General features: G+C 60.9%; 13 protein-coding genes. 1 reads left to right on the top strand and 12 read right to left on the bottom strand.

Annotated features, from left to right (window positions below):
* Nucleotides 1-573 (top strand): transposase (locus tag J2W46_RS26540; RefSeq protein WP_310357650.1); only part of this gene is annotated, 573 nt, incomplete at its 5' end.
* An 839-nt stretch (nt 574-1,412) separates the two neighbouring features.
* Here J2W46_RS26540 and J2W46_RS26535 read toward each other — a convergent pair.
* From J2W46_RS26535 to J2W46_RS26480, 12 genes are all read right to left on the bottom strand, one after another.
* Nucleotides 1,413-1,706, bottom strand: a complete 294-nt coding sequence (locus tag J2W46_RS26535) for a hypothetical protein (protein WP_310357669.1) — start codon at nt 1,704-1,706, stop codon at nt 1,413-1,415.
* A gap of 121 nt (nt 1,707-1,827) precedes the next feature.
* Nucleotides 1,828-3,222 carry an aspartate aminotransferase family protein gene (locus J2W46_RS26530; RefSeq protein ID WP_310357647.1) on the bottom strand — a complete coding sequence of 465 codons (1,395 nt, stop codon included), beginning with the start codon at nt 3,220-3,222 and terminating at the stop codon, nt 1,828-1,830.
* A 21-nt stretch (nt 3,223-3,243) separates the two neighbouring features.
* On the bottom strand, nt 3,244-4,722 hold the full coding sequence (locus J2W46_RS26525; RefSeq protein WP_310357645.1) for an NAD-dependent succinate-semialdehyde dehydrogenase: 1,479 nt from the start codon (nt 4,720-4,722) through the stop codon (nt 3,244-3,246).
* 120 nt (nt 4,723-4,842) lie between these two features.
* A complete protein-coding gene (locus J2W46_RS26520; RefSeq protein ID WP_310357644.1) occupies nt 4,843-5,313 on the bottom strand; it encodes an Lrp/AsnC family transcriptional regulator in 471 nt (156 codons plus the stop codon).
* A gap of 1 nt (nt 5,314) precedes the next feature.
* Nucleotides 5,315-6,343, bottom strand: a complete 1,029-nt coding sequence (gene doeB, locus J2W46_RS26515) for a N(2)-acetyl-L-2,4-diaminobutanoate deacetylase DoeB (protein WP_310357642.1) — start codon at nt 6,341-6,343, stop codon at nt 5,315-5,317.
* Between the two features lie 32 nt (nt 6,344-6,375).
* The gene (gene proX, locus J2W46_RS26510) at nt 6,376-7,404 is read right to left on the bottom strand and encodes a glycine betaine/L-proline ABC transporter substrate-binding protein ProX (protein ID WP_310357639.1); all 1,029 of its coding nucleotides are present in this window, start codon (nt 7,402-7,404) and stop codon (nt 6,376-6,378) included.
* A gap of 122 nt (nt 7,405-7,526) precedes the next feature.
* Complete coding sequence (gene proX, locus J2W46_RS26505) at nt 7,527-8,555, bottom strand: glycine betaine/L-proline ABC transporter substrate-binding protein ProX (RefSeq protein WP_310357635.1); 1,029 nt, start codon at nt 8,553-8,555, stop codon at nt 7,527-7,529.
* A 105-nt stretch (nt 8,556-8,660) separates the two neighbouring features.
* Nucleotides 8,661-9,617 (bottom strand): ABC transporter permease, encoded by a 957-nt coding sequence (locus J2W46_RS26500; RefSeq protein WP_310357633.1) that lies wholly within the window; start codon nt 9,615-9,617, stop codon nt 8,661-8,663.
* Entirely contained in the window at nt 9,610-10,794 is a 1,185-nt protein-coding gene (locus tag J2W46_RS26495) for a quaternary amine ABC transporter ATP-binding protein (protein WP_310357631.1), read from the bottom strand. The genes J2W46_RS26500 and J2W46_RS26495 overlap by 8 nt, the downstream gene beginning before the upstream one ends.
* Entirely contained in the window at nt 10,791-11,147 is a 357-nt protein-coding gene (locus J2W46_RS26490) for an NIPSNAP family protein (RefSeq protein WP_310357629.1), read from the bottom strand. Before J2W46_RS26490 ends, J2W46_RS26495 begins: the two co-directional genes overlap by 4 nt.
* Entirely contained in the window at nt 11,144-11,989 is an 846-nt protein-coding gene (locus tag J2W46_RS26485; RefSeq protein WP_310357626.1) for an alpha/beta fold hydrolase, read from the bottom strand. The genes J2W46_RS26490 and J2W46_RS26485 overlap by 4 nt, the downstream gene beginning before the upstream one ends.
* A gap of 6 nt (nt 11,990-11,995) precedes the next feature.
* Nucleotides 11,996-13,081, bottom strand: coding sequence for an LLM class flavin-dependent oxidoreductase (locus J2W46_RS26480; RefSeq protein WP_310357624.1), 1,086 nt, complete (start codon nt 13,079-13,081; stop codon nt 11,996-11,998).
* Nucleotides 13,082-13,105: the final 24 nt, after the last annotated feature.

The raw sequence follows: 13,105 nt of genomic DNA, 5'->3' as shown, positions 1-13,105 counted from the left end.
AAGGCGCTAGCCGATCGTGGGTACTTCAGTGCCCCGGAGATCAAGGCGTGCGATGACGCCGGTATCGCGGCGCTGGTGCCGAAAATGCAAACCTCGAGTGCAAAGGCTGATGGACGATTCGACCGGGCCGACTTCATCTACATCGCCAGAGACGACCAGTACCTGTGTCCAGCGGGCCAACGGGCAATTTACCGATTCAGTTCGGTCGAGCGCGAAAATCCGATGACCCTGCGTACCTACTGGAGTAGCGCTTGCCCGAAGTGCCCGATGAAAAGCCAGTGCACACCAGCTGATTACCGGCGTATCCGACGATGGGAGCACGAAGCGGTGCTTGAGAAAATGCAGTCAAGGCTGGATCGCCAACTCGACGCCATGACGATACGACGCCGAACGGTCGAACATGTGTTCGGCACGCTCAAGCATTGGATGGGTTCGACCCACTTCCAGACACGCCGTTTGGGCCATGTCGCGGCCGAAATGAGTTTGCATGTGCTGGCATACAACCTCAAGCGAGTCATCAGGATTCTCGGGTTCGCAAAGACGATGCGCGCAATGAAGCTGGCAGGCGCGTGAACTCGCGCGCCAACGTTGTTCATTGAGCAAAGCTCGATCACGTCATCCGCTTGCGTCTCGGTCCAACGCAATCGTGATCCCGACAGGACTTCACCAACCGGGCGTTCTGCACGTTTTTACACGGCCTCGGCCGATTTTCGACGGACGCGTTCGTCTCTCATCGTCGATGCTCGTTCAACGCCTATCGCGCCGCCGCCTGCGCACAGTCGTGCCGCGCGATAGGCGTCGAACAACCCTCAGCGGTCGAGGCGGCAAAGCACCGGATCCGCGTGCGGCAGAGCCGCTGTTCGCGGCGACACGTACGGCCGGTGAAGACCGCGCGCACAGCGCAGACGGCACACCGACCGAAAGCAAGTGGCCGGCGTTCAGCGACGCGCATTCCGAGTCCGAACGCGATCGTGGCGGTGGTGGACTGAGCCCTAGCAGCACGCGCGGCGCTCGAAGTGTCCGACTTGATTGGTTTATGGCGACGTCTTCCTGACCAGAACGTAGTAATACGATCGGCTGCCCTGGTCGGAGTATTCGAGAAGGTAATCGCCATCAGGAACCGTCATGGGTTCGAACGTGGTTATGATTCCGCAGTCCTTGACTGCGCGATCCAGATCCGTTGGCGTACTCAGGTGTTGAAGTTCGTAATTTCCGCTAATGGTGTCCGTTGGAGCGCTAATGGCGTCCGTTAATTCTGCTAGCGCGCTTTTCCACCGGAACACGAACGCTCCGCCCGGAACGACTAAGGAGGCGCAGCACGATACTTCGGTTGTTGACAGCAAAACACTCGATTGATTACGAATCCAACACACACCAGGAAATTCCTGCCTGGACAGCGTTTGCGTTAACTCTCAAAAGAGTTGCACCGCCTGAATATAGACATAATCGACCTTCGACGCCCGCTTGCCGCCGTCTGTGGCTCGCGCACTCTCGCGTCGATCGGCAGCCACCTTATTCGAATTAAAGAACACGCCGAACGCGCTAGCAGAATTAGCGGACACCAACAGCTGACGACGTGCTGCCATGCACCCCGCAAGTAGAGTGACGTGCGCTTGGTCAAATCGTAGTCCAGCATAAGCGATATCTGAGGCCATGTTGGTTGAAATCGCCCTCTTGAGACCAACATCAAACAAGCTCGGATTCATACGACACTGCTGTTCACCTGCGAAGCGCAGTTCGAGCCAATGTCCTTTGATGGCTTTCCTCAATGTGCGTATACCCGAACAAGCCCCTCAGACGTTTCGGACGTTTTGGGGGTACGTCAGATCACCGAGCCTTGTTCAAGACGCTATGCGCTACCTCATCGACTGCATCTCGCACGATGCCGACGATCTCGTCCACTTCCGCGCGCGTCGTGATGAGGGGGGGAGCAAAACCGAGAATGTCCCCATGTGGCATCGCGCGAGCGATCACGCCGCGCTGCAGTGCCGCGGCCGACACCTTCGGCCCAACTTTCAAACCCGCATCGAAAGGCAGGCGTTCGTCCTTGTCCGCCATGAATTCAACCGCCGCAAGCATGCCCGCGCTGCGCACTTCGCCGACCAGAGGATGTGCATCAAAGGCCGCATGAAGCTGTTCGCCAAGATAGCCTCCAACCTCAGCCGCATTGTGAGTCAGATCTTCACGCGTCAGGATGTCGAGATTGGCGAGCGCGGCCGCCGCACAGACTGGATGTCCGGAGTAGGTCCAGCCATGGCCCATCGCGCCATATCCCTGCGAACCTTTCTCGATCACGTCCCACACTCGCTCGCCTACGATCACTCCGGACAAAGGTGCATACGCGCTCGTCAAACCCTTAGCGATCGTGATCAGGTCTGGTTCAATGCCGTAGTGCTGCGCGCCCATCTTCGATCCAAGCCGGCCAAAACCACAGACGACCTCATCGGAAATCAGCAGGATGTCGTGCTTCCTGAGTACCTGCTGGATGGCGGCCCAATAGCCGTGCGGTGGGACGATAATGCCACCAGTACCCATCACCGGCTCGGCGATGAAAGCCGCAATCGTATCGGCGCCTTCGCGCGCGATCAGCTTCTCCAGCTCGTCGACGCAGTAGGCGACGAACTGCGCTTCGTTCATACCGGCGGGTGCCTGACGATACCAATGCGGACAAACGGTGTGCATGAAGCGATCAATCGGCAAATCGAAATTCTGATGAAAACCCGGCAAACCCGTGAGGCTGCCGGTGACGATGCCCGAGCCGTGATAGCCGCGCTGACGCGAAATGATCTTCTTCTTGTTCAGACGACCCAGCACATTGTTGTAGTACCAGACGATCTTGATCTGTGTCTCGTTCGCGTCTGAACCAGACATGCCGTAATACACCTTCTTCATGCCCTTCGGTGCCCAGTCAATGATGCGCGACGATAGTTCGATGATCGTGTCCGTCGAATGGCCGACGTACGTGTGGTAGTAAGCCAGCTTTTTAGCCTGCTCGTAGATCGCGTCGGCAACCTCGGTGCGGCCATAACCGATGTTCACGCAATACAGCCCGGCAAATGCGTCGATATAGGTTTTGCCGTCGTGGTCCTCGATGCGAATACCCTTCGCGCCCTTGATGATCTTCCCCGGCAGTGTGCCCGTCGCGTGATCGCGTGCGTGCGTGGACGGGTGCATGAAGTGTGCTCGGTCTTCAGTGAACAGTTGGTCGAGTAGTTGTTGCATGAGTTGCTCCTTATTCTCAGGTCAGTCCTGGGCGGTCATCGGCAGGCCGAGATTACCCAGGCAAAAGTATTTGGTTTCGACAAAGGGCTCGAATCCCTCCCGTCCCCCTTCGCGGCCAAGACCCGACGCCTTCATCCCGCCAAACGGAATCGGCGCGCCGGTGAACTTCACCCCGTTGACGGAGACCATCGCGAAGTCGAGCCGCCGCACCAACTGAAAGATTGTGTCGACGCGTGTTGCGCACACATAGGCGGCGAGCCCGTACTCGGTATCGTTAGCTTTCGCGATGACCTCGTCGAGCGTGTCGAACGAGCACACGGAAGAAATCGGGCCGAAGTTTTCCTCGTCGTAAATGCGCATGCCGGGCCGGGCATCGGCCACCACCGTCGGTGCGTAGAACCATCCGCCGAGCGCGTGCGCGTGACCGCCCGCGGTAATGCGCGCGCCCTGCTCTTTCGCGTCGGCGATGCGTGCAGCAGTCGCGTTGAAGGCCGCCTCGTGCATCAGCGGTCCGACTTTGACATCCCCGTCGAAAGCGGTACCAACCTTCAACCGGCTCACCGCTGCGCTGTATTGCTCGACGAAACGCTCATACAGCGGCGCCGCCACGAAGACGCGATTCGCCGCACAACAGTCCTGCCCTGAGGTCTGGAATTTGGCGCCGACTGCGACGTCGACCGCCAGGTCGAGATCAGCGTCCTCCGTGACGATGAAGGGCGCGTTGCCGCCCAGTTCGAGCGAAAGTTTCTTGATGCCCGCCTCGGCGGCCGCACGCGCAACCAGTCCGCCCACACGCGTCGAGCCGGTGAAGCTGACCGAGCGCACACGAGCGTCACCGACCAGTGTCTCCATTGCCATCTGCGGCTCGCCGAGGACGACATTGAAGACGCCTGACGGAAACCCGGCCTCTTCCGCGAGCTGCGCCAGCGCGAGCGCCGAAAACGGCGTCTCGTGCGCGGGCTTGACGATCGCCGTGCAACCGGCCGCCATTGCGGCCGCGGCCTTGCGTGTAATCATCGCGACCGGGAAATTCCATGGTGTGATCAGTGCGGCGACGCCGACGGGTTCCATCAGCGTTCCGAGATGCGCGCCAGCGATGTGAGTGGGGATGGTCCGGCCCACGAGCCGCTTCGCTTCGTTCGCGAACCATTCCACGAAACTCGCTGCATACGCGATCTCGCCCATCGACTCCGAAAACGGCTTGCCCTGCTCAAGCGACAGGATGCGAGCCAGATCGTGCTGATGGCGCAGAATCAGCTCATGCCAACGCAACAGGATCGCACTGCGTTTCTCTTGCGGCGCCCAGCGCCAGGTGTCGAACGCGCGTTGCGCGGCGTCGACCGCGGCGACTATCTGCGCTCGGTCGAGCATCGGAACGTGGCCGAGTACCGTTTGATCGGCGGGATTCTGAACCGCGACGCTACGGGCGCTATCGCTGTGAACCCAGCGACCGTCGACATAACAAAGCGATTTGAACAGAACGGGATGATCCAGCAACATGAAAGGCTCCTGACGACACGTTATGGCTTCTATTCTGCGTGTGTCGGTGCATGGGAATTTTTCGATTTCACCCGCAATACATGCGCTTTTTTCTGTTTCCCGACGCTGAGCCGGCCGTCCTCAGGCCCATTCGGGTACGCAATCCGGCAGGCTTTTTACCACCTTGGTGATGATGTAGGTAAAGTAGCGTTCGATACCCAGTTCATCCATCAGCAACGCGTCGATGAAACGTTGGTAGTGGTCGATATCGCGCGTGAGCACATGCAGCACATAGTCCACCCCCCCACCGGTCGCATAGCATTGCGCCACTTCGGGTGCGGCCCGCACCCGCTCCTCGAAACGCCGCATGTCGTGCGCCGTATGTCGGGAAAGGGTGACTTCCACGACGATGCGGCTCGCCATCATCGCGCCGGTCCAGTCGAGTTCCGCGCGATACCCCTTGATAACCCCGCTTTCCTCGAGTTTGCGCACCCGCTCCCATGCCGGAGAAATCGACAGATTCACTTCCTCGGCGAGCCGTGATTTGGTAATGCGTCCGTCGCGCGCGAGGATAGTCAGGATCGCGACGTCGTAGCGGTCGAGTTTGATCAACTTAAATCACCACCGGAACATTACGTTCGACAATATCGGCGACGACCGCTACGGTGTCGCCAATTTGCACGCGCCCTGGGAAATGCCGCGCGGCGAGTAGGCCGCCGCGCCGTGCGCGGTATTCGATTGCCGCCGACCCGGTGCGCGTCGCGTCGTGAATACGTGCGAGCAGCTCGCCTTCCTGCACGACGTCTCCTAAATCACGCCACATTTCGAGCAGGCCACCGTGTTCGCTCATCGTGTAGCAGGTGCTGTCCGGCATTTCCAGCAGCGTGGTCGTGCGCGCGGTTTCGTCGTCGCCGAACGTGTCGCGAGCGAGCACGCCAGTATGCGCGAGCAGCCCGTATATGCCACGCTCGGCGATTGCGACGCTCGCGGGCGTCGCAGATCCGCCGCCGCCGAGTTCGGCTGACACGAACACCTTGCCCGCCTCCTCCACGGCGCTGTCGAACATGCCACCGCTGTCCTGTTCGAGCATGCGCATCGAATAAGGTGCGCCGAAAGCGCGCATCGCGGCTTCGCAGCGTGCTTGCTGTGCCGCATCGGGCAACACATGCACTGCAGCGAACGGCACGAAGTCCAGTGTCCGGCCGCCCGCGTGAACATCCAGTACGTAGTCCGACAACGGCAACAAATGCCGCTGAAAATAGTCGGCGATTCGTTCCGTTACTGTGCCGTCGGGTTTGCCCGGAAAGCTGCGGTTCAAATTGCCAGCATCGATCGGCGAAGTTCGCGTGCCAGCCTGGAATGCCGGAAAATTCATGAACGGCACTACGATGACACGGCCAGTGACATCGCCGGCCTGGAGGTTCGACGCCAGCTTGGACAGCGCGATCGGCCCTTCATATTCGTCGCCATGATTGCCGCCGGTGAGCAGCACCGTCGGCCCGTCGCCGTGCTGAATCACCGTAATCGGAATCATCACCGAGCCCCAAGCGGAATCGTCGCGGGAGTGCGGCAGTCTGAGGAAACCGTGCTGCTCACCATCGGTGGAGAAATCAACCGTGGAGCGAATCGTAGATGCACGCATTCGATAGCCCTTGATGACATTGATTCGCCGCTTTATTGCCCTTTGCTCGCTGTGGCGACCCATTGATCGAATTGCGGCTTGTTGGCCGACAGCCATTCGTCGGACAGCTTCGTAATCTGCGCCGACGAGCCGCCGTTCCTGCTGATCGCGTATTCCCAGCGCGACCAGGTCACGACCGGGAATTTGATCTGCTCGATCAGTACCTTGATGGCCGGGTTTGCGGCAATGAACTCGCGGTTCGCAACTGCTCCCCAGTTCCACGACGCCATCGCCATCCGGCACGGATTGGCCCCGCCCGCACAACCTTCCACGCCGTTCACGAGCGCGCTGCCCTTGTTGGGCACGTTCGGCGGCAACGCATCCGCGGGTGTTGGCAGCCAGACGACGTCTTTCCCCGGCACCAGTGCATTCGTTACCCAAGACGGACTCCACGCGTAGAACAGAGCCGGCTTACCGCTCTTCACGCGCGACACGGCATCCACCATCAGTGCCTCGTACTTGCCGCGCACCGCGCGCACCGTTTGCTTCAGACCGAATTTATCGAGCTGATAGTCCACCACGTCACCGCAACTCCAGCCCGGATCGCAACTGATCAGTTCCGCCTTGCCGTCCGCGCCGAACAGACCGGCGATTTTCGGGTCTTTCAGCTGATCGAGACTCGTGATGTTGTAGGCGAGCGCAGTCTTCCTGTCGATCAGATAGCCGTTGATCCCGCCGCCCGTAATCATGCCGCTTCCAACGATGACCGCCTGCTTCTCGACCGCGCGAAACCCGGGCTCGCGCTGCGGGAAGTTCACATCGGTCGCGAGGTCGACGTCGCCCTGCGCGGCGGCCTGAAAGAACAACGTCGTGTTCATCGTACTCAGCGACACGTCGTAACCGAGCGCCCTGATCGCTTTCATCACAAGTTGCGCCGCGACGTAGTTACCTCCGAGGCTGTCACCCTGCGCGTAGCGGACCGTCTTACCCTTGCCGGGCTGCGCCTGCGCGAAGGCCGCCGTGCTCGCGGAAGTCAGCGCGACAACCGCCGTTACAATCAGTGTTCTAATCAGCGATCGCATCGATTTTCCTCTCCGTTACCGTTTGTCGTCTGTTTGCCGTCTGCAATGCCAACGCCGCCGATGAATCGCAGCAGCGGCCCGTGCCTACCAGGCAAAGGCCACCGTCGCATTTCGACAGGCCGCTATTGCGCTTTGCTCGCCGTCGCAACCCATTGATCGAACTGCGGCTTGTTCGCCACAACCCAGTCATCTGCGAGCTTCGTGATCTGCGCCTGCGAGCCGCCAGCCTTGCTGATCGCCAGTTCCCAGATCGACCAAGTCGGGCCCGGAAACTTGACCTGCTCGACGAGCGCCCTGATTGCCGGATTGGTAGCGATGAAGTTGCGGTTCGTCACGGAACCGTAGTTCCACGACGCCATCGCCATCCGGCACGGATTGGCGCCGCCCGCGCAGCCTTCGACGCCGTTCACGAGTGCCGACCCGCGGTTCGGCACATTGGGCGGCAGCGCGTCCGCGGGCGTAGGCAGCCACACGACGTCCTTGCCCGGCACCAGTACGTTCGTCATCCACGACGGACTCCATGCGTAGAAGAGCGTCGGCTTGCCGTCCTTCACGCGCGTCACGGCATCGGCCATCAGCGCCTCGTATTTGCCGCGCACGGGATGCACGGTCTGCCGAAGACCGAATTTATCGAGCTGATACTCGACCACGTCGCCGCAACTCCAGCCCGGATCGCAACTGACCAGTTGCGCCTTTCCATCCTCTCCGAAGAGCGCGGCAATCTTCGGATCCTTTAATTGTTCCAGGCTGGTGATGTTGTAGGCCAGCGCCGTCTTCTTGTCGATCAGATAACCGTTGATACCGCCGCCGACGATCATGCCGTTGCCGATCAGGTCCGCCTGCTTTTGCACTGCACGGAAATACGGGTCGCTCTGCGGAAAGTTCGCGTCCGTGCCGAGATCGGCGTCGCCTTGCCCGATCGCCTGAAAGAACAGCGGCGTGCTCATCGTCGTCATCGTCACGTCGTAGCCGAGCGCCTTGATCGCTTTCGCGACTATCTGTACCTCGACGTAATTCGCACCGAGGCTGTCGCTCTGCGCGTAATGCACCGTCTTGCCCTTGCCGGGCAACGTCTGCGCGACCGCCGCCGCGCTCATGGAAGTCAATGCCGCGAGTGCCGCGACTGCGAATGTCTTTGCCAATGCGCTCATGGAATTCTCCTGTACCTATCTCTTGTGAGGTTTTCGATCGACGTGTTCGGCCACGACCGCTTCTGCGGCCTCGCGACCGATCAGCATGCGTCCGTGTGCCTTAAGTCACAGTGCCTTTTCCGCGTCGTGCGGATGATGCGCGGCCGCGTCGGCGTCATTTGCCGCGTTGCGGTTGCCGAAGAAAAATCGTGTGACCGTCGAGAGAAGCGCACTGCGATTGCCGGGCTGCGGCTGTGCAAGCTTCTGCGTCACGCGATCGAGCATCATCGCCAGCAGCACGATCGCGATGCCGCCGACAGCCGCCTGACCGACATCAAGCCGCCCGAGCCCTTGAAGCACGACGAGCCCCAATCCTTCCGCGCCGATCATGGCGATCACCACGGACATCACCATTGCAGTGAGTACCGTCTGGTTCAGACCGCCGAGAATCGTCGGTATCGCGAGCGGCAATTGCACCTCCCACAGCAGCTGACGCCGGTCAGCACCGAACGCGAGACCAGCCTCGACGATCTCATGCTCGACCATCCGAATACCGAGATTGGTGAAGCGGATCAGCGGCGGCATGGCGGTAATGACGACGGCAACTTCCCCCGGCACCGTGCCGACGCCGAACAGCATCACAACAGGCACGAGATAGACGAAGGTCGGCGTCGTCTGCATGATGTCGAGGATCGGGCGCACCACGCGCCAGACCCGCTCGCTGCGCGCGCAGCAGATGCCGATCGGAATGCCGAGCACCGCGCAGAACACGATCGCCGTGGCGATCAGCGAGAGCGTTGTCATCGCGTCGCCCCAGACGCCGAGTACGGCAATCGCGACCAGTCCCGCCGCGCTAAAGGCTGCGACCCCGAGACTCGTCAGACGCCACGCAAACAGGAACGTCAACAGCACCATGACGGGAAACGGAATCGCGTGAAGTACGCCGTCGTTGAAGGTCAGGAGTTTCTCTATCGGCCACTTGATCGCGAGAAAGGTCGGGCGAAGGTGCAACGCGAGCCACTGCACTCCTTGCTGAATCCACGAGGCAACCGGTAATACGGCAAGATCGTCGGCTTTAAACATGGCGTGCTCCCACGGCGCCGTGTGCGCCGATGCGGGCAAGAATCTGCCCTGCTTCCAGACGGCCGATCAGCCGGCCAGCATCATCAACCACGCCGATCGCCTGATCCGTCGTGCAGCGACCAGCTACGTCGACGAGCCGGGTGTCGGCGCGCACACATGTAAAACGGGTGTCGGGGCGAGGCAGCAAGCCGCTGTCGCGCGCCTGCTCGATCTCGGCGGCAGTCACGGTGCCGAGAATCCGCTCTTCGGAATCGAGAAGAAAGCCAGGACCCGGCCGGCCGGACACGTCGCCCTTCAGGACGCCGCCCGGCCCGCTAACCACCGTCACGAGCGAAGTCATCACCGAGCCTGCATCGAACAATCGCGCACGGTCTACTTCGCGGGTGAACGCGGCGACATAATCGCTGCCGGGCTCGAGCACGATCGACTGCGGCGTGCCTTCACGAACCAGGCGCCCCTCCGACATGATCGCGATCCGGGTGCCGAGCTTGAGTGCTTCCTGGAAGTCGTGCGTGATGAACAGGATGGTCTTGTTAAGCGTACGTTGCAGCCGCAGCAACTCGTCCTGCATCTCGGTGCGGATCAGCGGGTCGAGCGCGCTGAATGCTTCGTCCATGATGAGGGTGTCGGCATCGGTCGCGAGCGCGCGTGCCAGACCGACACGTTGACGCATTCCGCCGCTGAGTTCATGCGGCATGTGATAAGCCCAGCGCGCAAGGCCCACCACATTCAACACTTCCTCGGCGCGCGCGCGCCGCTGCTTTGCCGAAACCCCGCGCAGCTTCAGGCCGAACTCGACGTTCTCGATTACGCGACGGTTCGGCAGCAGCGCGAAATGCTGGAACACCATCGAAATCCGCTTGCGTCGCACTTCACGAAGACCGGCTTCGTCGAGCGTGCAGATGTCCTCGTCGTCCAGCAGGATCTTGCCGGCGCTCGGTTCGTTGAGCCGGTTGATGCAGCGCGCCAGGGTCGACTTACCCGACCCCGACAGGCCCATGATCATGTACATTGCGCCGGAGGGCACGCTTAGGGAGACGTCATCGAGACCGACGACCTGTCCCAGCGCCTGCTGCACCTCGGACTTTGTCTTTCCGGCCTGCAACATCGTCAGCGCCTGCGCAGGTCGATCCGTGAACACCTTATACAGATGCTCTATTTTCAAGCGCTCAGTCATAGTCTCGTCTCCTCGTGTTGGTGGGAGAAACTGGACGGCAGCCGCAACGGTGAAAAGTCGGTCGGCACCAGAATCCTGTTTTCAGCCTGCTCAATGTTCTCCGACAGTTTTGGCAAAAACGCCTGCCATCTATCGTCGTTTGCAAGTTTCTGACGCCGTCGCGCACGGTCCTGATAATCGGCGTAGCCCCATAGATGCGTCACCTGACTCAGCGTACCAAACTCGGTCGTAAAGTAACCGATCAGAAAGCCTAGAATGGGCTGCTGGATCGCGAGGCCTTCGTCTCGCACGAGTTGCAGATAACGCCCCATCCTGCCGTTCCTGATGCGATAGATGCGCTCTTCGACGATCATGGCCGCACCTCCTCGCCGTCATCGACGAGGAAGCCGCGCATCAGCGCCGCCACAGCGTCCGGCGCTTCGATCAGAATCGAATGCCGAAGCCCCGGCAAAATCGCCAGTTGCGACTGACGAATGCTCTGGTGCATGAAGTTCGCCATACGTGGATTGGAGCCCTGATCGTCCTCACCCGTCGCAATCAGAGTCGGCACACTGATCCGGTCGAGCAGTCCGCCGAAGTCCGTTTGTGCCAGCACGCGGTAAGCGGCCGCATAGCAATCCGGATCGTTATCGGCGTTGCGCTGACGCAGTTGCGCCACCAGTTCGGGATGACGCTCCTGAAACCCTTCCGTGAGCCAGCGCGACAGCGAAGCGTCATAGTGAGAACCGCGGTCGCCGGATTCGAGCGCCGCGAGCCGCGCCGCGACCCGCGCGCGCTCGTCCTGCGTGCGGCCCGCGACGGTCGCCAGCAGCACGAGTTTGCGCAGGCGCTCCGGACGCGTGAGCGCCAGGCGCTGAGCAATCAGTCCGCCGAGCGAAAAACCGGCGAGGTCGAATTGTTCGAAGCCGACGTGATCGGCGAGCACCAGCACGTCGCCAACGAAATCGTCGATCTCGTAGCGCCCTTTCACCCGCGACGACCGACCATGGCCGCGCAAGTCGAAGCGCAACAGACGAAATGCATCGCCGAGCCGCGCAGCCACACCATCCCATGCCTCGAGATAGGAGCCGACGCCATGGATACAGATCAGGGCCCGCGGACCCTCGCCCTCAAGGCGATAGTTGAGTTCGACGCCGCGCACGGAGAGCGTGCGGTCATCGCCCGCTTGGGTCGTGATAGGTCCTATCGCACTCATCGCCAATCACCTCTCGGCGACGAGGTTCGTTTCGAGTTGCCCGCCGCGCTCGCGAGCGGCAAAGTGCGGCATCACCTCGTCGATGAACAGACGCAAGGTCTTCACCTGCAACTCGAACGGCAGATTGAACGAAAGACCGAGACAGAACTGATCGACGCCCTCGTCTTCGTATATCTGGAGCTTTCTGATGACTTCTTCCGGGGTGCCGAACATCAGGTTGTCGCGCAGGTTGGCGGGGTCGTAATTGGCTCTGTTCGCCACTATTTCGTAGGGCACAGCTTCCGGGAATCCATTCGTGACAGTGCCGATGTTCTGCATCAGATTCTCGAATGTGCGGCCGTAGTCGACGCTGTGCCGCACGGCCACTTCCCAGTCCTCAGCCCGGTCGTAGACACAGGTCCGCCGTTGCATCATGAAGCGCGGCCTCGGTCGTTCCGGATGATCGGCCACCGCCTTACGGAACTTCTCACCCAGTACGGCGACTTCGGACGGCGGCGCGGACAGTGGCGTCGACAGAATGTTTGCTCCGATCCCAACCGCCCAGTCGAAGCTCCCCGGATCACGCGTCGCCACCCAGATCGGCGGATGTGGCTGCTGCAAAGGCTTCGGCACGGATGTCGCGAGCGGAAACTTCCAGTAGTGCCCGTCATGCTCATAGTCGCCCGCCCACAGCTTCTGCACGGCCGGCACGAGTTCCTTCATATAGCCGACGCCTTCCTGTTGCGGAATGCCACCAGCCATGCGGTCGAACTCGTACTGATAGGCGCCGCGCGCGATGCCGAATTCGAGACGGCCGCCAGTCAGGTGATCGCACATGGCGGCCTCGCCCGCAAGCCGGATGGGGGACCAGTACGGGGCGACGAGCGTGGCGGTGCCGAGCCTGATGCGCTCCGTATGCTGGGAGATCCACGTCAGCACGGTGAACGGATTGGGCGATACGGTGCATTCGATCGTATGATGCTCGGCCGTCCAGAGCGTCTCGAAACCACCTTCGTCGGCGATGCGGACCAACGTGAGCATGTTGGACATCTCGTCTGCCATCGAATCGGTCGGCGAGAAACGCTCCATGCTGAGCGAAACGGCGAATTTCATTGCGAATCTCCTTAGCTGTTTTTC

It is taken from the genome of Paraburkholderia strydomiana (assembly GCF_031456815.1).
Lineage (GTDB): Bacteria > Pseudomonadota > Gammaproteobacteria > Burkholderiales > Burkholderiaceae > Paraburkholderia > Paraburkholderia caledonica.
This window is presented reverse-complemented; position numbering and strand designations above follow the sequence as displayed.

Excerpts from the sequence above, each read along its gene's own strand:
- J2W46_RS26535 (WP_310357669.1), bottom strand. The coding sequence starts at position 1,706 with ATGAATCCGAGCTTGTTTGATGTTGGTCTCAAGAGGGCGATTTCAACC.
- J2W46_RS26500 (WP_310357633.1), bottom strand. The coding sequence starts at position 9,617 with ATGTTTAAAGCCGACGATCTTGCCGTATTACCGGTTGCCTCGTGGATT.
- J2W46_RS26530 (WP_310357647.1), bottom strand. The coding sequence starts at position 3,222 with ATGCAACAACTACTCGACCAACTGTTCACTGAAGACCGAGCACACTTC.
- J2W46_RS26480 (WP_310357624.1), bottom strand. The coding sequence starts at position 13,081 with ATGAAATTCGCCGTTTCGCTCAGCATGGAGCGTTTCTCGCCGACCGAT.
- J2W46_RS26490 (WP_310357629.1), bottom strand. The coding sequence starts at position 11,147 with ATGATCGTCGAAGAGCGCATCTATCGCATCAGGAACGGCAGGATGGGG.
- proX (WP_310357635.1), bottom strand. The coding sequence starts at position 8,555 with ATGAGCGCATTGGCAAAGACATTCGCAGTCGCGGCACTCGCGGCATTG.
- J2W46_RS26525 (WP_310357645.1), bottom strand. The coding sequence starts at position 4,722 with ATGTTGCTGGATCATCCCGTTCTGTTCAAATCGCTTTGTTATGTCGAC.
- J2W46_RS26485 (WP_310357626.1), bottom strand. The coding sequence starts at position 11,989 with ATGAGTGCGATAGGACCTATCACGACCCAAGCGGGCGATGACCGCACG.
- J2W46_RS26495 (WP_310357631.1), bottom strand. The coding sequence starts at position 10,794 with ATGACTGAGCGCTTGAAAATAGAGCATCTGTATAAGGTGTTCACGGAT.
- proX (WP_310357639.1), bottom strand. The coding sequence starts at position 7,404 with ATGCGATCGCTGATTAGAACACTGATTGTAACGGCGGTTGTCGCGCTG.
- doeB (WP_310357642.1), bottom strand. The coding sequence starts at position 6,343 with ATGCGTGCATCTACGATTCGCTCCACGGTTGATTTCTCCACCGATGGT.